At 52.8% G+C, this 20,116-nt stretch carries 19 protein-coding genes; 7 read left to right on the forward strand and 12 right to left on the reverse strand.

Going from position 1 to position 20,116, the window contains the following annotated elements:
- Window positions 1-2 precede the first annotated feature (2 nt).
- The 4 genes from SYN_RS09530 to ftcD all read right to left on the reverse strand — a co-directional run bounded on the left by SYN_RS09530 (window position 3) and on the right by ftcD (window position 4,718).
- Entirely contained in the window at window positions 3-1,202 is a 1,200-nt protein-coding gene (locus tag SYN_RS09530) for a type II secretion system F family protein (protein WP_011417896.1), read from the reverse strand.
- The gene (locus SYN_RS09535; protein WP_011417897.1) at window positions 1,202-2,878 is read right to left on the reverse strand and encodes a GspE/PulE family protein; all 1,677 of its coding nucleotides are present in this window, start codon (window positions 2,876-2,878) and stop codon (window positions 1,202-1,204) included. The genes SYN_RS09530 and SYN_RS09535 overlap by 1 nt, the downstream gene beginning before the upstream one ends.
- 2 nt (window positions 2,879-2,880) lie before the next feature.
- Window positions 2,881-3,294 carry a type II secretion system major pseudopilin GspG gene (gene gspG / locus SYN_RS09540; RefSeq protein ID WP_011417898.1) on the reverse strand — a complete coding sequence of 138 codons (414 nt, stop codon included), beginning with the start codon at window positions 3,292-3,294 and terminating at the stop codon, window positions 2,881-2,883.
- A gap of 500 nt (window positions 3,295-3,794) precedes the next feature.
- Window positions 3,795-4,718: a glutamate formimidoyltransferase gene (ftcD, locus tag SYN_RS09550; protein ID WP_041584953.1), complete on the reverse strand. Its 924-nt coding sequence runs from the start codon at window positions 4,716-4,718 to the stop codon at window positions 3,795-3,797.
- 474 nt (window positions 4,719-5,192) lie between these two features.
- On the opposite strand from ftcD, the gene SYN_RS09555 reads away from it, so the two are divergent.
- Genes SYN_RS09555 through SYN_RS09565 form a run of 3 tightly spaced genes read left to right on the forward strand, consistent with a single transcriptional unit; the run spans window position 5,193 to window position 7,276 of the window.
- Window positions 5,193-5,405 (forward strand): hypothetical protein, encoded by a 213-nt coding sequence (locus tag SYN_RS09555; protein WP_041584954.1) that lies wholly within the window; start codon window positions 5,193-5,195, stop codon window positions 5,403-5,405.
- Window positions 5,406-5,457: 52 nt separating this feature from the next.
- Window positions 5,458-6,225, forward strand: a complete 768-nt coding sequence (locus SYN_RS09560) for a class I SAM-dependent methyltransferase (RefSeq protein WP_011417903.1) — start codon at window positions 5,458-5,460, stop codon at window positions 6,223-6,225.
- A gap of 58 nt (window positions 6,226-6,283) precedes the next feature.
- Window positions 6,284-7,276 carry a DUF6765 family protein gene (locus SYN_RS09565; protein ID WP_041584955.1) on the forward strand — a complete coding sequence of 331 codons (993 nt, stop codon included), beginning with the start codon at window positions 6,284-6,286 and terminating at the stop codon, window positions 7,274-7,276.
- Between the two features lie 201 nt (window positions 7,277-7,477).
- On the opposite strand, the gene ftsY is transcribed toward SYN_RS09565, so the two are convergent.
- Window positions 7,478-8,422: a signal recognition particle-docking protein FtsY gene (gene ftsY / locus SYN_RS09570; protein ID WP_041584956.1), complete on the reverse strand. Its 945-nt coding sequence runs from the start codon at window positions 8,420-8,422 to the stop codon at window positions 7,478-7,480.
- 395 nt (window positions 8,423-8,817) lie between these two features.
- On the opposite strand from ftsY, the gene SYN_RS09575 reads away from it, so the two are divergent.
- Window positions 8,818-10,845: an ABC-F family ATP-binding cassette domain-containing protein gene (locus tag SYN_RS09575; RefSeq protein WP_011417906.1), complete on the forward strand. Its 2,028-nt coding sequence runs from the start codon at window positions 8,818-8,820 to the stop codon at window positions 10,843-10,845.
- Here the strand turns inward: SYN_RS09575 and SYN_RS09580 are convergent.
- The 3 genes from SYN_RS09580 to SYN_RS09590 form a co-directional block, all read right to left on the reverse strand.
- On the reverse strand, window positions 10,825-11,343 hold the full coding sequence (locus tag SYN_RS09580) for a ferritin-like domain-containing protein (protein WP_011417907.1): 519 nt from the start codon (window positions 11,341-11,343) through the stop codon (window positions 10,825-10,827). The two genes, SYN_RS09575 and SYN_RS09580, sit on opposite strands and share 21 nt — an antisense overlap.
- A gap of 144 nt (window positions 11,344-11,487) precedes the next feature.
- Window positions 11,488-13,089: a Na/Pi cotransporter family protein gene (locus tag SYN_RS09585; RefSeq protein WP_041584957.1), complete on the reverse strand. Its 1,602-nt coding sequence runs from the start codon at window positions 13,087-13,089 to the stop codon at window positions 11,488-11,490.
- 115 nt (window positions 13,090-13,204) lie between these two features.
- Window positions 13,205-13,702 carry a rubrerythrin family protein gene (locus SYN_RS09590; RefSeq protein ID WP_041584958.1) on the reverse strand — a complete coding sequence of 166 codons (498 nt, stop codon included), beginning with the start codon at window positions 13,700-13,702 and terminating at the stop codon, window positions 13,205-13,207.
- Between the two features lie 405 nt (window positions 13,703-14,107).
- Between SYN_RS09590 and SYN_RS09600 the strand changes: the two genes are divergently transcribed.
- Window positions 14,108-15,100 (forward strand): KpsF/GutQ family sugar-phosphate isomerase, encoded by a 993-nt coding sequence (locus SYN_RS09600; RefSeq protein WP_041584959.1) that lies wholly within the window; start codon window positions 14,108-14,110, stop codon window positions 15,098-15,100.
- A 74-nt stretch (window positions 15,101-15,174) separates the two neighbouring features.
- Window positions 15,175-16,203 carry a hypothetical protein gene (locus SYN_RS09605; RefSeq protein WP_011417912.1) on the forward strand — a complete coding sequence of 343 codons (1,029 nt, stop codon included), beginning with the start codon at window positions 15,175-15,177 and terminating at the stop codon, window positions 16,201-16,203.
- Window positions 16,204-16,218: 15 nt separating this feature from the next.
- Here the strand turns inward: SYN_RS09605 and SYN_RS09610 are convergent, their stop codons facing one another.
- Genes SYN_RS09610 through larC form a run of 4 tightly spaced genes read right to left on the reverse strand, consistent with a single transcriptional unit; the run spans window position 16,219 to window position 19,439 of the window.
- A complete protein-coding gene (locus SYN_RS09610; RefSeq protein ID WP_041584961.1) occupies window positions 16,219-16,620 on the reverse strand; it encodes a secondary thiamine-phosphate synthase enzyme YjbQ in 402 nt (133 codons plus the stop codon).
- 51 nt (window positions 16,621-16,671) lie between these two features.
- Window positions 16,672-17,418, reverse strand: coding sequence for a nickel pincer cofactor biosynthesis protein LarB (gene larB, locus SYN_RS09615; protein ID WP_011417914.1), 747 nt, complete (start codon window positions 17,416-17,418; stop codon window positions 16,672-16,674).
- Window positions 17,419-17,439: 21 nt separating this feature from the next.
- Complete coding sequence (gene larE, locus SYN_RS09620; RefSeq protein ID WP_041584962.1) at window positions 17,440-18,255, reverse strand: ATP-dependent sacrificial sulfur transferase LarE; 816 nt, start codon at window positions 18,253-18,255, stop codon at window positions 17,440-17,442.
- Entirely contained in the window at window positions 18,252-19,439 is a 1,188-nt protein-coding gene (gene larC / locus SYN_RS09625) for a nickel pincer cofactor biosynthesis protein LarC (protein ID WP_041584963.1), read from the reverse strand. The genes larE and larC overlap by 4 nt, the downstream gene beginning before the upstream one ends.
- A 172-nt stretch (window positions 19,440-19,611) precedes the next feature.
- On the opposite strand from larC, the gene nikR reads away from it, so the two are divergent.
- The gene (gene nikR, locus SYN_RS09630) at window positions 19,612-20,025 is read left to right on the forward strand and encodes a nickel-responsive transcriptional regulator NikR (RefSeq protein ID WP_011417917.1); all 414 of its coding nucleotides are present in this window, start codon (window positions 19,612-19,614) and stop codon (window positions 20,023-20,025) included.
- Window positions 20,026-20,116: the final 91 nt, after the last annotated feature.

Raw genomic sequence — 20,116 nt, forward strand, 5'->3', positions numbered from 1 at the left:
CCTCAAAGCTTGATGCTGCTGACGCTCATGACCGTCATGATCAGGGTAATGACGATAAACCCGACCACGACACCCATCACGACGATAATCACGGGCTCCACAAGAGTCAGCAGACGTTTGATGCTGTTTTTGAAGCGTTCGTCGAACATCGTGTAGAGTTCAAAAAAGATTTCCTTCAGGTTGGAACTCTCCTCGCCCACCCGGATCATGTTCGGCATGATGTCGGGCAGGAGGGAAATTTCGGCAAAGACATCGGCAATCTTCCGCCCCTCCCTGATCTGTCCCACGATGGGCGTCAGGGCGTTCCGCAGGGTGGCATTCTGAATCAGAGAGATGGAAAGCCTCAGCGCCCGCAGGAATTCGACGCCGCTTAACAGCATGGAGTACATGGAATAGCAGAAGCGGGAAATTTCGAGGTTGAGAATCAGCTTCCCCACCCCGGGCAGAGAGATCAGGCGGCTGGAAAGATTCGGCAGCCGAACGCGGCCGGGATAAAGTTTCCGGGCCAGCCACAAAACGCCGCCCGCGCCCATAAAGATGGCCAGGCTGGTGAAGTTGAACCATTCGCTCAAGGTGTAAAGCACAAGAGCAGGCAGGGGCAGACTGGTCGTGTTCGTGCCGAAGATGCTGAAAAACCGGGGAACCACAAATTGGAAAATGGCCAGAAACGTCAGGATGCTGGCACAGATCAGGAACAGAGGATAAGTCATGGCATTCCGGATTTCCGCACGGAAGGAAATCTGGAATTTCAGGTACTGGGCGATGTTTTCGAAGGCCGCCTGCAGATTGCCGGCCGCCTCGTTGACCTGAATCATGCTGACCAGGAAGGGTGAAAAAGAGCCTGTCTTTTCAAAGGCCGCCGCGACATCGCCTCCTGCCTTGACGTCATTGAGCACAGCGGTCAGCACATCCCTGATGGCCTGCTTTTTCGCGCCGTTGCGCAGCAGTTCCAGCGAGCGGTCGATCCGCATGCCCGAACGCAGGAGGGTGCTCACTTCCCGGGAAAGGCTGTAAAGATCCTGCAGTGAAATCCCCTTGCGCCAGGCAAACCGAAACTCCGATTTTTTCCTCTTTTCGACCAGACTCGTAACCGTCAACCCCCGCGCCCTCAGCTTGGCCAGGGCCTCCATCCGATCACCGGCGGAGAGGATGCCCCGGTTTTCCTGACCGGCAGAATCGAGGGTTGAATAGGCAAATTCCATCAGCAGACCCTCAACACTTCTTCAAGAGTGGTCTCTCCCCGGACAACCTTCAGGATGCCGTCTTCCCGGAGCCGGCGAAAGGACGTCCGTTCCGTCAGGGCCGCGCGCAGGGCTTCCAGCGACCGCTTTTTCAGAAGAATCTCCTTGAGATCATCAGTATATTCAAAGAGTTCAAAGATGGCGATTCTCCCCCGATAGCCTGTTTCCCCACATTGAGGACATCCCTCTCCGCGACGGAGAGATATCCCCTCTTCCAGAAGGGGCGCGTACTTTTCGGCGAGTTCATGAAGGCCGTATTCCCGCAGCGGTGGTTCCGCCGCCGGATCGGGACGGCTGCAGAAGGGACAGTTTTTCCGAATGATCCGCTGAGCCATGACCCCGATGATGGCCGCGTTCAGCAGGTAGTCTTCGATGCCCATTTCGATCAGACGGAAGAGGCTGCTGGGGGAATCATTGGTATGCAGGGTCGAAAGGACCAGGTGCCCCGTCAGGGCGGACTGGATGGAGATTTCCGCCGTTTCCCGATCGCGGATCTCACCGACCATCACGATGTCGGGGTCATGGCGGAGAATGGAGCGCAGGGCGGCGGCAAAGGTCAATCCGATTTCACCGCGGACCTGGATCTGATTGATCCCCTGCAGCTGGTACTCCACCGGATCTTCGATGGTAATGATCTTGCGGTCCGGATGATTCAGGCGGGTCAGCATGGAATACAGGGTCGTGCTCTTCCCCGATCCGGTCGGCCCGGTCACGAGGATCATTCCGTAAGGGTGGGAAATCAGTTCCACGGCAACGGCTTTGTGGTCCGCATCCAGCCCCAGATAATCCAGATCCAGGGAAACCTTTTCCCGATAGAGCAGTCGCAGGACCACGCCTTCCCCGTTGATCGTGGGCAGAGTGGAGACGCGGATGTCCAGAAAAAGCGAGGCGATTCGGGTCGTGAATTTTCCGTCCTGAGGCAGCCTCTTTTCCGCGATGTCCAGTTCCGCCAGCAGTTTGATGCGCGAAACCGTGGCCAGATAAAACGCCTCCTCCAGCGTATCGATGTCGTGCAGAATCCCGTCGATCCGGAATCGGACCCGGTATTTCTTCTCCGAAGACTCGATATGGATGTCGGAGGCCCGCATTTCCACGGCCTTGTTCAGGAGGCTGTTGAGGTACTTGATCACCGGCGCCTCGAAGGCCATTTCCTTGAGTTTTTCCGCGTCCTCTTCGACGACCAGGGATACGAACTCCCGATCCTGGCCGTCCAGATAGCTCCTTGCCAGTTCATCGACGGTTTTTTCCGGAGCGAGAATCAGGCGGACGGCATAGCCAAGGTTCTTGACCACGTAATCGGACATGGAGGAATTGAAAGGATCGCTGGTCAGAGCCTCAAGGAGTTTCCTTTCGTGATCCACCGCCAGGGGGATGAAGTGGTTTTTGAGCAGGAAATCATAGTCCAGGCGATTGCTGAGAAAGGCGGCCAGAGAATCCTCCATCGCCCCCCCGCCGGAATACAGGGGAATGTCGAGATACGAGGACAAAGCCTCGACCCGCTGACTTTCGGTCATGGCGCCGATCTGCACCAGCAGGCGGCCGAGCTCCCCCCCCAAATCCCTCTGAAGCTTCAGAGCTTTTTTGAGGTCCTCATCCGTCAGATGACAGGTTTCCTGCAAAAATTGCGAAAGGTGCATGGCTACCAGTTCTTGATGGATTGTTCATCCAGCTTGCCGTTGGTTCCAAGAGAATAGAGGTCAAAGGGACCGTGCTCGCCGGGGGCTTTGTACTGATACTCCTGATCCCAGGGATCCCTGGGGATCATCTGTTTGGAAAGATAGGGTCCCCGCCATTTCGCGTCCGACGATTTGATCAACTCCTCCAGCGTTTCGGGGTAGCGGCCGACATCCACCTTGAAAGCCAGGACGCTGGAGGACAGCATTTCCACCTGTGTCTTGGCGATTTCCTCCTTGGAACGTTCGAACCTTCCGATCAGATTGGGTGCGATGAGGGAAGCGATGAGACCGATGATGATGACGACGATCAGGATTTCGATGAGGGTAAAGCCGCTTTCATTCCGGTGTTTTCCTGTGCTTGAATTCGTGATGCCCATGAGAAGACTGCCTTTCTGTCAGACAAAGCCCCCGGAATTCCAGAGGGCCATTTCCGGCAAAGCCGGTTCTGTCTTTCCTCCATGCCTTTTCCATCCTCCCGGACAAGGAAATGAAATCAACGCTTCATTTCATACCATTCTTTTGAAGGCATTTTATTGATCATTCTATGGATTCATTCCACTATAAGATAACTTATCCGGATGAACTATAAGGATAACCCTGATTTGTGACTTCCAAAATTCTTATTTTGACCCCTGACGTTCTCAGGGAAGCCAGGATGGAAATCAGCGCGGAATGACTGATAATTTTCGCCGGGAGATAAATGGATTGGTCAACGGGGAGAAGGATGATTTCCCTGCACTGCCAGACACAGCAAAGGATAGTCCAGATCGCGACCCGAGCTGGAGCGTTTGTTCCCGCGCAGGCCGTCGCTTTTTGAGATTCCCCTCCCTGGACGGGTCGAAAAGGGAACACGGAGATCAATATATAATCAGCTGAATTATTCGGCTTTCTTGAATGGGAAATCGGGATCGCAGAGGCACTCTTCGAGAATGCGGCTGCTGGTGAAATCCTTCAGCTTGAAATATTCGGGGTCTCTTCCGCCCAGGGCATCCCGGGGGACCAGTCCGATCAGCTCTGATTCCAGGATTTCGACGCCCAAACACTCAGCCCTGGCCTTGATCTCATCGAAAACGCGGCACATGGAGGTCTCCCGGTAATCGGTGAGATTCATCGAGACCTGCACGACCTGCCGACTTTCCAGGGGAATCCCGATGGCTTTCACGTGCGGCAGCCCGCCGCTGGACTGGCGGATGCATCGGGCGATTTCCCGGGCTGGTTCCAGATCGCAACAGTTCAGCACCACATTGAAGGCGACAAGGGGAATTCTCGCTCCCACAGCCGTGGCCCCGCTTTTCGCGTTAAAAACAGCGGGTCCCGCATCGGGCTTCCAGGAAGGATCTTTCAGTCGTTCTTCAAGGCTCTCGTACCCTCCCCTTCTCACAGCGGGAAGTTCCCTTCGCTCGGACGTCAAGGCTGCAGCTCCGTAAAAGTAAACGGGGATTTGATTCTGGTCGCCGAATATAGCCCCAAAGCTGTGTGCGGCGGCAATGGCGTCCTTCATCTCCGCATCGTCCAGGGGAATAAAAGGCACCACATCCACCGCGCCGATGCGGGGATGAACGCCGCCCCGATGTTTCCGCATGTCGATTTGTTCAACCGCCCGGTTACAGGCCGCCAGCGCACCGGCAACCACCGTGTCCGGTGATCCGATGAAGGTGACCACGCTGCGGTGATGATCCGCATCCAGGCTGTAATCAAGGAGCCGGATACCAGAAACAGCGGTCAATACCGCAACGATGCTTTCGACGACCTCGCGGTTTCTTCCCTCGCTGAAATTGGGCACGCATTCGATGATTTTCATTTTATTTTCTCTCCCTGTTAATTCAGACGCGCTCAAAGTCCAGATAAAAACGAAACCCTTTCCGGTAATCTCCCTGAAGGTTGTCCGGGGTTGACCGGAGTCGAAGCTGCTCATTGAATTTCAACCGCAACAAGGAAGGAATGGCCAACCTAGAAAGATCTCCGCCGTCACGAGAACCTTAATTTTGACATGATAGCCGGACAGAGGAAAATAAAGAGTTGCATACGCTATGTCAAGGGATTTATAAAGATTCGCCGCAGTTAAAGGCAGGCTGAAAAGCAAGGCATATGGCAGACGTATAATCACACGGCGGAGATCAGTATCTACATCTCGCCTGAAGAGTGCGGCAAAGGACTGGGCGCCGCCTGCTTGCGGAAGCATTGGGAATGACGCAGAAATTAAGGATAAAGACGGTCCTGGGTTTCGTGTTTTCGCACAACGAACCAAGCATCCGTCTTCTCAGGTCATGTGGCTTTGAAGAATGGGGCAGGCTTCCGGGTCAGCACCGGACGGTTCACAGAGATTACCAGGCCGTACAATGACCGGAAGGAAACACTGATCAGCAATGAGGCGTTGGCAAGTATCACTCTCTTCGTTGCGGTCAGCAAACCGGAAGAGATGGAAACGGTCAAAAAGCTGATCGTGAGCATTTTAAACAGAAGCCAAACACGAAAATTTTACCAGTAAAGCAAACGAGATATAAAGAAGTTAGATCAACATTGACAGAGGGGGTACACCTATGGACATGTGGAAGTTCTTTGACATCACTCATCGTGAGCACATCCTCTGCAATCCGATGAGTCTTGAGAAATTGGATCAGCTGATTACGCTTCTGCGTCTGAAACCTGGCGCACGCGTGCTTGAAATCGCCACCGGAAAGGGCGAATTTATTATCAGGCTTGCAGAACGATATCGGCAAATGACAGGAACAGGGATTGATTTCTCTCCTTACTGCATTGCAGAAGTCCGCAAAAAGCACCAGACACGTGTTCCGGATGCCCAACTCTCCTTCCTGGAGATGGATGGGGCCGAGTATCTCCCGGAAACCCTGGAGAGCTTTGATCTGGTAGCCTGCATCGGTGCAAGTTGGATTTATGGCGGGCATCGAGGGACGTTGAACGCGCTATACAGGATGGCAACCCCGGAAAGTTGGATCGTTGTGGGAGAACCGTACTGGCGTCATGAACCGGAAGGAGAGTATTTACAAGCGATCGGAGTGACACGGAGCGACTTCGGAACGCATTATCAGAATGTAGAGGTCGGGCGAGAGCACGGATTGGAGGCGGTCTACACACTCGTAAGCAGCCAGGATGACTGGGATAAGTATGAGGGGCTCCAATGGTATGCTGCAGAAACCTGGGCAAGTGACCATCAGAACGATCCCGATGTGGAGACTGTGCTGAAGCGCGTGCGTGAGAACAAGACAGCGTATTTGAGGTGGGGAAGAGAAACGTTGGGATGGGCGATTTATGTGTTCAGGAAAGGAGGATACGGGGGAAGCAAGTAGAAACCATATCCCCTTGAAGGAAAAGGAACAACGAACTCAGCCAGAAAGAGTGTCAAAAATGGACAAGGAATTTCATTACCACATCACCGGCATCATAGCCAGACGAGCGGGCTTCAGTGATGAAGAAGCTCGAACCATCGCTCACGCCTCTCAACTCGTAGACGACAATGACACCTTGTGTTCCATTCACGATGCGGATTCCGGCACAGAGTATGAAGTGTATATCAGTCAAACCATGGACATTCTCAAGCCCAAGCGCGAACTGATGCGGATCTACCCTATATTTCATTTTCTCCCCGGTGATCCCCTTGCGCCCTCCGCTCGGCGGTCTGATGGAAAGATGCACATCTTAACAACGACCCCCCGCAACAATCTTGCCCGCAAGATCATGAAAGCAACACGAAAAGAAAAGTCCCCATACCGGCTTCATCGTCTGGGTGTGGCCGCTCACGCCTTCGCCGACACGTGGGCGCATCAGAACTTCGTAGGCTGGTACGACGGCATTAATGGACAGGACATGAATCTGCTGCCCAATATCGGACATGCCGATTTCATCAATCATCCCGACTGGATGGGTCATTGCTGGAACGACAGCCGGATCATAAACAATCAGGTGAACAACCATCACCGTTTCCTCGATGCCGCCAAATGCCTGTTTCAGGAATTCTCTCTCTGTACAAAAGGAAAGAATAAAGACGCGTCATGGCCTGTTTTGCAGGAGGACCTGCAGAATGCCATGGGACCGGTATTCAGCGGCGAAAAATTGATGGGTGCGGAGGCCCGACTCGAGAAATACGACAAGTTGTTCAGACTGCCGGATTACGAACCACGCACCTGGTTCAACAGCGCCGTTGAAACTTCCATAAAGGGACTCCCCGACGACTTCATGCCCTCCCTGACTGTTTTCAAAGACCACCATCAATGGAAGGGTAATTGGCAAAATTCAGACTGGTATCTGTTTCAGGAGGCCGTCAAGGCACACCAGGCTTTCTGTATGAAAGAACTCACTCCGTTATTCGAACAGATGAATGTAAAGTTAAGCGATCATTAACAGCGGGTACACAAGGTCATAGCCTCGTCACGGAACTATGCCGCATCGATTCAGTCATCTCAATATGCAACAAAATTCCTTAGAGGAATCTGGTACGGTATCGGCCCGCTTTCCGTGTTGCCGGGGTATCAGAGACAAGGCATTGGAAAATCCCTTGTCAACAAAGGCTTGTCCATGCTGAAAGAGCTTGGCGGCCAAGGGCTAATGATTGCCCTGTTCGAACAGGGCCTCCACGAATTCCTCGCTATTGAATTCCCGGAGATCGTCCAGCCCCTCGCCGATGCCGATGTACCGGATAGGGATGTTGTATTCCTGGGCGATCCGGAGAATGACGCCGCCCTTGGACGTCCCGTCGAGTTTCGTCAGGACGATCCCGGTCACTCCCACGGCATCGGTGAACATTTTCGCCTGGTTGACGGCGTTCTGGCCCGTCGTCGCGTCCAGGACAAGGAGAACCTCATGAGGCGCGCCGGGAAGTTCGCGGCCCATGATCCGCTTCATCTTCTTCATTTCTTCCATGAGATTGACTTGGGTATGAAGCCTCCCCGCCGTATCGATAATCAACACCTCCGCTTTGCCGGATTTTGCCGCTGTAATCGCATCGAAAACGACCGCCGAGGGATCTGAATCCTGCTTCTGCTTTATCAGGGGCACCCCCACCCGCTGACTCCAGATCTCCAGCTGCTCGATAGCCGCTGCCCGGAAGGTGTCGGCAGCAACCATTGCAACAGTTCGACCCTCCTCCTTGAATTGATTCGCCAGCTTGCCGATGGTGGTGGTTTTTCCCGTCCCGTTGACGCCGACGACGAGGATCGTGAAAATCTGCTTCTCCGGGATAACGAGCGGCGCTTCGTTCTTCTTCAGAAGTGTTTTCATCGTGCTGCGCAGGACTTCCTTCAGCCGCTCGGGAGAATCCAGTTCTTTCCGCTTGACCGAATCGGTCATCTTTTCAATCAGTTCCGAGGTAAAGGCCGGCCCCACATCTGCCGCGATCAGCGCTTCCTCCAGTTCATCGAAAAGCTCCTGATCGATCTCCTTCTTTCCCAGGATGATATCGTCCACATCGGTCAAAAGCAGATCTCGCGTCTTGGCAAGCCCCCGCTTCAGTTTGTCAAAAAATCCCTGTTTCTTTTGAAATATGCTCATATGATCAGTCGCTCCGTTAATCGGAAAATCACCTCGGTTCCATTTCACTGCACTATCTTCGTGGCCTGCTTTATCGGCTCTTCGACGCTTTCTTATGTGTACGCCTTCATCGCATCCGCCCGGCCGCCCCTATATCACCTCTGATCTGGAACCGAAATAAATCCGTTACCTTGAATGGTTTTCCCCGACTTCCCCCGTCGCTTCGTTTTCATTGCGCGCGGGAAAAACCAACCTTCTCCGCTTTGGCTGTTATACAGAGGCCAGCGCCCTTGTCAATGGTAAATTCCGCGGATCATACTTTTCAACAGTTGTATTTTTTCCTTATTTCTGATTAACGGACTCTGTTCGAAAACCTTCCTGCCCGACAACGGCATGAAAAAAAGAGGTCCAGAGTTTTGATTAATTTCAACAATATCCGCCTTTCCTTCGGCGACCGGGTGATCTTTGACGACGTAAGCTGGATGATTTCCCCTCGGAGCCGGATCGGTCTGGTGGGAGACAACGGCGCAGGCAAGACGACCCTGCTGCGGGCCATCGCGGGCGGCTTGGAGCTGGACGGCGGCAGCATCGACATCGTCGACCGGAAAAATACGACCCTGGGGTATCTTCCCCAGGATCTCATTGAGCTGGAATCCCTCAATATCCTGGATTTTCTCAAAAAACGCAGCGGACTGGCAGAGCTGGAAGACGCCATGAAAACCTGCGAAGAGCGGGTTTCTCTGTGCCCGGCCGACGACCCTGAGCATGAGGCTCTGCTGAAAACCTATGAGAAGGCTGTGGCGGCTTTTCAGGCGAAAGACGGCTATGCCTTCGAAGCCCGGGCCCGGCAGGTGCTCCATGGATTCGGATTCCGGGATGCGGATTTTTCCAAAAACTGCCTGGAATTCTCCGGCGGCTGGAAAATGAGGATTCTTCTTGCCGTGATTCTGTTGTCGCGGCCGGACATCATGCTCCTCGACGAACCCACCAATCACCTGGATACGGAAAGCATGGAATGGCTGGAAAGCTACCTGCGGGATTATCCGGGAACGCTGATCACCGTCTCCCACGACCGCACTTTTCTCGACAAGATCACGACCTCGACCGCGGAACTGTCCCAGGGGAGAATTACGCTGTACAAGGGAAACTACTCCTATTATCTTGCCGAGAAAGAAAAACGGCGCCTGGCCCTGTTGAAGGAAATGGAAAGCCAGAAAGCGGAAATCAGGAAAATCCGGGAATTTGTTGAACGGTTCCGTTACAAGGCAACAAAGGCAGCCCAAGTCCAGAGCCGCGTAAAAATGCTCGAAAAAATAGAGCTGATCCGTGCGGAAGGGGCCGAAAAAACCGTCCGCATCCACTTTCCCGCATGCCCGCCCAGCGGCAGAGATGCGATTTCCGTACGTGGGTTGTCCAAAGCCTATGGGGACAACGAAGTGTTTTCCAATGTGAATTTCACGGTCACACGGGGGGAAAAAATCGCCCTGGTGGGCATGAACGGCGCGGGCAAATCCACCCTTTCCCGACTGCTGAGCCGGATCGAAGAACCCAGCGCCGGCGATGTCCATTACGGGCTGCATGTCAAACTTTCTTTCTTCTCCCAGGAAAGCGCGGAAAATCTGAGTTACGACAGGACCATTCTGGAGGACATCAACAGCGTCCCGACCCGGTGCAACGACCAGGAAAAACGGAATCTTCTCGGGGCGTTCCTGTTTTCCGGCGACGACATTTACAAACCGGTGGCCGTCCTTTCCGGAGGCGAGAAATCCCGCCTTGCCCTGCTGAAAATCCTCATGCAGGACGCCAATCTTCTCATTCTGGATGAACCGACAAACCACCTGGATATGAAGACAAAGGACATTTTCCAGGAAGCCCTGCTGGACTACTCCGGCACCGTAATCCTCGTTTCCCATGACCGGTATTTCCTGGACCGCCTTGTCAACCGGGTCATCGAAATCCGGGATGGACAGGCCTTTGAGTACAAGGGCAACTATTCTTATTTCATTGCCAAACGGGAGGAATTCCTGGGCGGCATCGGTGCGGCGCAGTCAGGTAAGCAGGCGGCGGTCCCGATCGATAACGGCCGGGAAAGCAAGCTCCAGAGAAAAGAACTGCGGCGGCTGGAAGCGGAGGAACGAAACCGGCGCGCGAAAATCCGCAGCACCCTGAAAAAAGAACTCGATGCCGTCGAACAGACCATCACCTCCCTGGAAGAACAGAAAGGCGCCATCGAGGCGACCCTCTGCACACCGGACATCTACCGTGACCCTGAAAAACTGAAGACGCTGCGGCAGGAGCTGCATTCGATAGACAGGGAACTTGAACAGTTTTACAAAGACTGGGATGATCTCACCCTGCGGATGGAAGCCCTGGAGAATCCTGCAGGGGAAGATATCCTTTCCTCACCGGCATCGGATTCCATATCAGGCGCCGTCCAGCCCTGATCTTTCCTGTTCCTGATACCAGGCTGCGGGATTCGTCAGGAATTGCTCTGTGTCTTTCAGAGAAGAAAAGTGCTCGTGCTCGATCCGGGACAGAAGATCGAAAAAGGCTTTTTCCTGAGGATCGGTCACTTCATCCCGCAGGCGGGCGTAAAAGGCCGTTCCCTTCGCTTCAAAATCAATTGCTGTCCGAAGTGCTTCCATATCATCCGCGTTTCCGGCAGCCATCTGCTTGACGGATTTAAGGACGTTCTTCAGGACATCCTTTACGGAGGTCTCTTTTACCTTGAGCGGCAGCGTCTCCGGCCACTTTTCCTCCTTGACCCAGCGGTCATGGAGCTGCTTCAGCCTCTCGTAGTGTTCCAGCTCTTCATCGGCGATCTGTTCGAACATCGCCTTTCCCAGTGGATTCCCGGTTCTTCCGGCCTGCTGCAGATAAAACTCCCGTTCATTTGTTTCGTTCTGCAGAGCGACATTCAGGGCATTAAGACGCTTTTCCATAAGTCGGCCTCCTTATGCGGTGGGTTGATAAAACCTTTCGGAATTAAATTAAAAAATGCTGGAAATACCCAAGAGAAAAAGACCGCTGAAATTAACAAAAAAATAGCACAGGGATTATCCGGGGGTCAAGAAATTTGCCGGAAATCATTCCTCTTTCAGTTCATCGACCGATTCGGCGATATTCTGACAGTGATCCGAAATCCGTTCCAGCTGAATGAGCAGTTCAATGAAAATGGGACCGGATTCAGCGGCGTCAATCTGGTTATAAAAACGGACCAGATGGCGATCCCTGGATTCCTTCACTTCCACATCGATCTGCGCTTCACGGCAGGTGATGTTGCGAATTCTTTCTTCATCCCACTGAGAAATCAGCGCCAGGGCGTCATCCACGTTGGCTGCCACAAGCTGCCGAATATGATCAAATTCCACTTTTCCCATTTCCGTAAACTGAACATTTCTTTTATTTCGAGTCCGTGCCAGTTCTATGATATTGACGGCATGATCGGCAATTCGTTCGATGTCATCCACCATTGCGGTATAGTTGAACAGCGTCCGGGATGGCTGCGCGGTCAGGGAATTACGTGACAACTTCCATAAATATCGGACCACGTCTCTGCGGAGATGATCAACGACCAGTTCCATATAGAGGATATTCTCCTGCCTGGCCCGTTCATAATGTTCAAACAGGGCCAAACTTTCGGTCATCATTCTGTTGGCCAGAAAAGCCTCTCTTTCCAGTTCTTTTTTGACACAGCGGAGGGCTTCAGGCGGATTGTTCAGACAAGTCTCATTCAGATACAGAGGCCAAAGAGGAAGGGTTTCCTCCGTTCCGGGAATGAGTTTTTCGATAAGGCGGGAAAAAGGCTTCAGAATGAAAATAAAGGAAACCGCCAGCAGGACATTGAAAAGCAGATGCCCCAGGGCAATCTGCTGAGCTGCCGAAGTGGACATTCTTTTAAGGATATCGACAAAGAATGGAAAAACCGCAAGACAGATCAGAACGCAGAGAAATTTAAAAAGGAAGTGTGAAGCCGCACTCCGTTTTCCGCTGATGCTCGCCACAGATCCCGCCAGCAGGGCCGTGGCGGTCGTTCCGACATTGGCCCCCATCACGATCGGCAGGGCGTTCTCGATGCCCATGGCTCCCTGCTGAGCCAGGATGACGAGCATGCTGATGGGGATCGCCGAAGATTGAATGATTCCCGTAAAAACCGCACCCACCAGAACCCCCAGAAGCGGATTTTTCGTTTCCTGAAACAGATGAACGAAAAACGGCGTGTCCTGAAGAGGCGCCGTAGCCGTGGTGGCCAGGCTCAGTCCGAAAAACATCAGACCGAAGTAAAACAGCGCCTCCCCGATGAGCGTCCAGGAATTTCTGCCAATGGCCCAGATCAGACCGCCCAGAATGACGACCACCGGTGACAGAGCGGTCATTTTCCAGACTACAAGCTGCACCGTCAGCGTCGTTCCGATGTCGGCTCCCAGGATGATGCCCAGCGAGGAATAAAAACTGATCAATCCGGCACTGACCATCCCAATGGTCAGTACGGTCGTGGCGGAACTGCTCTGGAAAAGCATCGTCGTGATCATGCCGGTGAGCAGGCCATAGACCGGCCTTTCCACGGCATAGCGGATATAGGTGCGTATCCTCTCCGTAAAAACCGTCTGCATGGACTGGCTTAATTTGACCATCCCGAAGAGGAATAAGGCGAGTCCCGCGCTCAGAATCAGAATGTCCGCCGGCATTGTGTATTCACTCTCCTCAAAAAAAAGATCCTCCCGACAGTACGGATTCTCCAACAGCCGTCGAAAGGATCTTTGCAGTAATCTTCATGAATCCGGGGGAAAATATTCGAAAACCTCAGTCGATCTTTTTGAAGACCTTTCCCTTGGCGCCGCAGACAGGACAAGTCTCCGGGGCATCTTTTCCAACCGTGTAACCACAGACCGGGCATACGTAATACGGATAGACTTCTTCAGCGCTGCCCATTTTCGCCAGCGCTTCTTCGTACAATCGGTGATGCACTTTCTCTACCTCATTGGCATACACGAATGAACGTTCCGCCTCCTTATTTCCCTCGGCCCTGGCCTGATCGATCATCGCCGGGTACATTTCCCTGAACTCGTGACTTTCCCCGGAAACAGCCTCTTCCAGATTTTCTTTTGTGCTGCGGATGCCCTTCAGGGCCCGCAGGTGATTATGGGCGTGAACCGTCTCGGCTTCGGCAGCCGCCCGGAATAGTCTGGCAACCTGGGAATATCCTTCCTGTTCCGCCTTTGCCGCGAAAGCCAGATACTTTCGATTGGCCTGGGACTCACCGGCAAATGCCTCACCCAAATTTTCTTCCGTTTTCGACATGAACTCTTCCTCCTTCCTGCTCCTTGATATCGTTCTGAATGCGTTTTTCATCCCTGACAGAAAAACAGAGAAAAGACCGGAAGAACTATACCATTAACCTGACCTTCAGCGCAATGATCGATCATTCCCGACAAAGAACGTATCCCCACTCGGGAAACAGAACCAGCGAGTGGATGCTCAATGTTCAAGGCTCAATCTTTCAGATTGACGAGCATCCCCATTTTAACCGGCCCTCTCAAAATAAGGTGTCCAAATACCCGTAAAACCGGTGCTATACAACGTGGCGACGATGTAATCTTGGGAATCAGGGTGAAAATCATTCTTGTCACACCGGTTTTTTTTTGATAGCAAAGCGGCTGGTTTATAAAAAACAAATATAGTAACTTAATGACAAGGCAACAGAATATGCAAAAAGATCAGACGATTGTCCGGGCAGAAGAAGTTCTCAGAATTGAAGCGGAAAGCATCCTGCAGCTTATCGGCAGACTGGATGGAAATTTTTCCCGGGCAGTGGATATTATCTATCGTTCTCCAGGAAGGGTGATTGTGACCGGAATCGGAAAATCCGGGTTGATCGGGAAAAAGATTGTCGCCACGATGACCAGCACCGGCACTCAGGCCCTTTTCCTTCATCCCGTTGAAGGCCTTCACGGCGATCTCGGCATTGTAACCAAGGATGACGTGCTTCTGGCCATTTCCAACAGCGGGGAAACCGAAGAAGTAAACCGTCTCATCAGCAGCGTGCAGAAAATCGGCACTCCTCTGATTTCTTTTACGGGCAACCCCTCCTCAACGATGGCGCGAGCCAGCGATGCGGTGATCGACGTGGGCGTGGAACGGGAGGCATGCCCTTTCGGGCTGGCTCCCACCTCAAGCTCCACGGCCACACTGGCCATGGGTGACGCCCTGGCTGTCGCCCTGATCGACAAGCACAAATTCAGCGAAAAGGATTTCTATAAATTCCATCCCGGGGGGAGCCTGGGACAGCGTTTGCGGGCAAAAGTCCGGGATGTCATGATCAGTGGTTCGGATATGCCTCAGATCTATGCCGGGACATCGGCGATCGATGCCATCTCGGTTCTCGATGAGAAAAACAAGGGCTTTATTCTGGTGACCGATGAACTCAACCGTCTCCAGGGCATCCTGACCGATGGCGATGTGCGTCGTCTCGTTCGAAAAGGCCTCGATATTTCAGAAAAACGGATTGACGATATCATGACCCGCTCGCCCAAGTCGATTCAAGACAGCTGGTCTCTTGCCCAGACAATCGAATTCATGCAGAAGGATGAAATCACCGCCCTTGCCGTTGTAAACGGCGGCAATCAGCTTCAGGGCTACATCCATCTGCACGATATCCTCGGACGGGGCGGCACTGTCCGGATATCATTACCGCTATAGATATAAGCGGATATATCCTTGAAATACCTGTGCTTTAATAATCGGGGATAAATCCGCGATGAAATTTTATCATCATGATCTCATCTTTAAAAAAATGCATCATCGTGTCACTCATGCTTGCCGGCATCCTGACTTTTCTTCTGCCGGCCAGGGCGTTGTGCGCCGGTAGTGTTCCCTTAAATAAAGGGGCGATCGCAATCATGACCCGGTTTGACGAATCCGGCAAGGGGTCACCCGAACCTTCTTTCCTTAATCTTCAATACGGTGGATCCGCCGACACCAATGCGGCCCGGAAAACCCTGCGGGCCATGGCCAAGGCGTCACCGGACTCCAAAGCATCTTACTGGGCTAAACTGGGAACACGATTCTCCGTCCAGAAGGGAAGCGGAGGAGAAACCTACGGAAGGGCAAGAATTACCCTCTACGGGCTCTCTTATTCCGGAACTGTAAACACTCCGAAAGCCTCGGCAGGGAAAGTCACTCTGAAGATGACGATTTCCAGCATCCAGAGCAAAGCCATGGCGGAATTAACCCTTTTAAACGCCTCAGGAAACGGCACATCGCCGAAGATTTATGAAAAAGAAAAGGCAGACGGTTCCGCAGATATTCATGTCACAGCAGGAGATACGATCCTGGTCGAGCTGGAACTCGTTGCTTCGGCAGGCAGTGGATTTCAGAAGTCTCCCGCCGAAGTCGACTTCTACTCGGGAAAGAAAAAAGTCTCCTTTGAGGGCATCCGGGTCGAGATACTTGACACGGACCCCCCTCTTCCCATTGCCACTCCCCTTCCCGGACAGGTTCTTTTTTACGACAATCCCCGGTGTCTGAACGTCAAACCCGAGAGCTGCCTTATCCTTAACAAGGGCGAGCAGGTTGATGACCTGACCCAGCGCAGCCGGTCGCAGGACTCTGCGGAAACCTGGAATGATCGGATTGCCTGCCTGAAAATAGGGTCGGATGTCAACCGGGTGACTGTCTATCAGAATGCGAATTTCAAAGGAAGGAGCCGCTCTTTCACCCGGACGGTCTCAAATCCTCACGGAGTTTGGAGCCTTCATGGAAACGGATGGGACAGGGATATCAGTTCCATCGTGATCGAATAAACCCCTCGATTTCCCTCATTCGGCGGGCAGGATCTTGACCAGCACCTTTCTCGTCCGCGGGCCGTCAAACTCACAGAAGAAGACCGATTGCCACGTTCCTAGCACCAGTCCGCCATTCTCAATGATCACCATCTCTGAAGAACCGACGAGCGATGTCTTGATGTGGGCATCGGAGTTTCCCTCCATATGGCGGTATTGAGGATCGCCGAAGGGAACGATTTTGCTCAGCCCCATCAGAATATCCCGGGGAACGGCGGGATCGGCATTTTCGTTGACCGTCACTGCCGCCGTCGTATGAGGAACAAACACATAACAGATGCCGTTTCTAACCCTGCTCTCCTTGACGGCCGCCCGAATTCGAGCCGTAATATCGATCATTTCCACGCGTTCATCCGACTTGACAGTAAAGGACTTCATGGTACCCCCTTTCCGGAAAGACAACAGAAGAAATTTTTAACGACTGTCGATCTAAAGTCTGTTGATCATACCGGCGAGATATCCGGCGCCGTATCCGTTGTCGATGTTGACGACACAGACCCCGCTGGCGCAGCTGTTCAGCATGGCAAGAAGCGCGGAAAGACCATTGAAGCTCGCCCCGTATCCGACACTTGTTGGGACGGCAATGACGGGCTTGTCGACCAGCCCCCCCACGACGCTGGGCAATGCCCCTTCCATACCGGCAACGACAATGACCACCCTGGCTCCCCGGATGGCCTCCAGATTGTAAAACAGGCGGTGAATTCCTGCGACGCCCACATCGACAATCCTTTCGACCCGGTTGCCGAAGAGTTCCGCGGTCACGGCGGCTTCCTCGGCAACCGGCAGGTCCGAGGTTCCAGCTGTTACCAGAGCGATATAGCCGGAAGAGACCTCCAAGGCTTTTCTCTTTATGGTAAAGGCCCTGGCCAGAGAGGAGTAAACGGCAGCGGGACAGATTTTTCTGATTTCCTCGAACAGATCTTCGCTGGCTCTCGTCGCCAGAATATTGGCCTCGCGTTCAAGCATCGCTTTAACAATCGCTTTTACCTGCTCAACCGTTTTGCCTGAACAGAAGATCACCTCCGGGTAACCGACGCGCCATTCCCGGTGAGTGTCGATCTTGGCACAGCCCACGTCGAGATAAAAATGGCTCTTCAAAAGGGCCATTCCTTCATCGACAGCGACTCTGCCCTCCTTCACTTTTTCAAGAATATCCCGGAGTACGTCCGTATCCATTTTTGCTCATGCTTTCCCAATCTAAGAAGATGCCGATTTCAAAAGGCTTCTGTTCATATTTCCGCTCTCATAGCCTTCCAGTTCCAGGGCCACAAAGACATAACCCAAAGCCTTCAGGGCCCGGGATACGTCGTCCAGGATTGTTTCCCGGAAGAAATCCCGGCGCTCCTCCCTGCCGACCTCAATCCGGGCAAGATTGCCGTGGCTGCGGACCCGGACACAGCGGAAACCCGATTCCCTCAGGTAGTTCTCCGCTTTCTCGATTCGATCCAGTTCGCGAAGGGTAATCTCGTGACCATACGGCATCCGGGACAAAAGACAGGCGTCGGGCGCCTTCTGCCAGTTGGGCAGACCGATTTCCCGTCCGATTTTCCGGATCTCCTTCTTGCGCCATCTCTGCTCCAGAAGAGGACTGGGGACTTTCAACTCCTTCAAAGCCTTCATTCCGGGGCGGTAATCCTGCAGGTCATCCAGGTTGGAACCGTCCAGGACGGAGGGAATGCCCCGCTGATCCGCCTCGGCCTTCATGGCGGAAAACAGCTGTCTCTTGCACCGGAAACAGCGGTCGTCCGGATTGAACCGGATCTCTTCGTTCAATGGGATTTCCAGCACGGCATGGCGAACCCCAATGGTTTCCGCAATCCGGCCTGCCTCACAAATTTCCTCCTTCGGCATATAGGGCGCTGATGCCGTCAAGGCGGTAACACTGTCCCCCAGAGCCTCCCGGGCAGCCCAAAGCAGGAATGTGCTGTCCACCCCTCCGGAAAAGGCCACAGCACAGGAGCCATAAGATTTCAGAAAGTTCACAAGGATGTCATATTTCTGAGATCGACTCATCTGCATTTCCCGCTGGACAGAAAATCCAGAATTTCCAGAATACTGACGCCCTTTTCCCCGGCCAGTCTCTTGCAATCTTCATATTCCGGTTTAGACTTGATTCTCTTTCCTTTAAAGTAGGCTTGCTTCATAGTCACGGGGCCGTATTTCGTCTCCACTGTGGAAAAGTCCCTTTTCAGCATGACTTTTGATATCCGGTATGCCCTCAAACCGAAAGTCGACGTATGAAGCCAGAGGATTTCTTCCATTTCTTTTTTTCTTTCCTGATCGCAGATAACGCTCAGGGTCACCGCGGGACGGGACTTTTTCATGAGAATCGGGGTAAGCGTGACATCGAGCGCCCCCTTCTCGAACAGTCTATCCATAACCGCATCATACAGTTCCGGATTCATGTCGTCGATGTTACACTCCAGAACCCAGGCATCCTGCTCCGCTACATCCGGGTCAGACTCCCCCTCCCCGCTTTCTCCGAGATAAATTCTCAGGACGTTCGGAATTTCCGTATCCCTCTGCCCGACGCCGTAACCGATCTTCACGGGGGTAAAATTCAGTTTATCCGTAAAGGAGTCTACCGTAGCGGCAAGGATCGCCGCTCCCGTGGGCGTCGTGGTTTCAAAAGCCACCGCTCCGGATTTCAGGGGAATCCCCCTGAGAATCTCGACTGTTGCCGGCGCGGGGACAGGCAGAATTCCGTGGGTGCAGCGGACAAAGCCTCCCCCTATCTCAACAGGAGAAGAAAGCACACGGTCCACTTGTAAATAATCAAGGCACACCGCGGCGCCGACAATGTCCACGATGGAATCGAGGGCTCCTACTTCATGAAAATGGACCTCTTCCACATCACATCCGTGAACCTTCGCTTCCGCTTCCGCGACCTTCCGGAAGATATTGAGACCTGTATTTTTTGCCCGGGCGGAAACTCCGCTTTCCTCAAGAAGGCGAGCAATATCGGAGTATGTTCGATGCTGATGGGAATGATCATGGGTTTGAAGCAGCACCTCGAAGCGGGTTCCTTCAATACCCCGCCGCTTTTCCCTGCTGATTCGAATTTCATAGGAATCATCGATGTTCACTTTCTTCAATTCCCCCAGCAGATATGCAGGATCAACACCCAGATCCAGCATGGCGCCCAGATTCATATCGCCGCTGATGCCTGAAAAACAATCATAATACAGTATCTTCATCATCATATTCCGTTGCAAGCGCTTATTTTGCCGTCATCACCCGATAACAGCTCTTCCAGCCTGGAACAGGATTTTCTTCGACTGACCAACCGCAATACTGCGAATTTTTGAAATTGACGAATCCGCCCGCGAAGTGCTATTAAATCAACCTATTCCAGCTTAGAGGAAGATCATGTCTGATATCGTCAGGTTTGGTGTATCACTGGACAACACGTTACTGAAACAGTTTGATCGGTTCATCAAGGATCGGAACTACACAAACCGATCCGAAGCCATACGCGACCTGATCCGCCAGGAGCTATTGAAGAAGGAATGGACGGAAGATCAGGAAGTCGCCGGGGCCATTACCTATATCTATGACCATCATCAGCGGGACTTGCTTAATAAAATAATTGATATCCAGCACGATTTTCATGATGTCATCAAGTCAACACAGCACATCCATCTCGACCATGACAACTGCCTGGAAATCGTCGCGGTCAAGGGAAATCCGACCACCATCAGCAAGCTTTCCAACGCATTGAAGGCCATCAAAGGCGTAAGACACGGATCACTAAGCATTTCGGGCGTTGGTCAGATCGCATGAAAAATATCTTTTTCTGTTCTGAAAAGACCGTCCATAAAATTCACAGGTCGACAAGTCGGCACGCATAAAAGAAAAGGGGTTACAGTAAATC

This window comes from Syntrophus aciditrophicus SB, from assembly GCF_000013405.1.
Taxonomy (GTDB): Bacteria; Desulfobacterota; Syntrophia; order Syntrophales; family Syntrophaceae; genus Syntrophus; species Syntrophus aciditrophicus.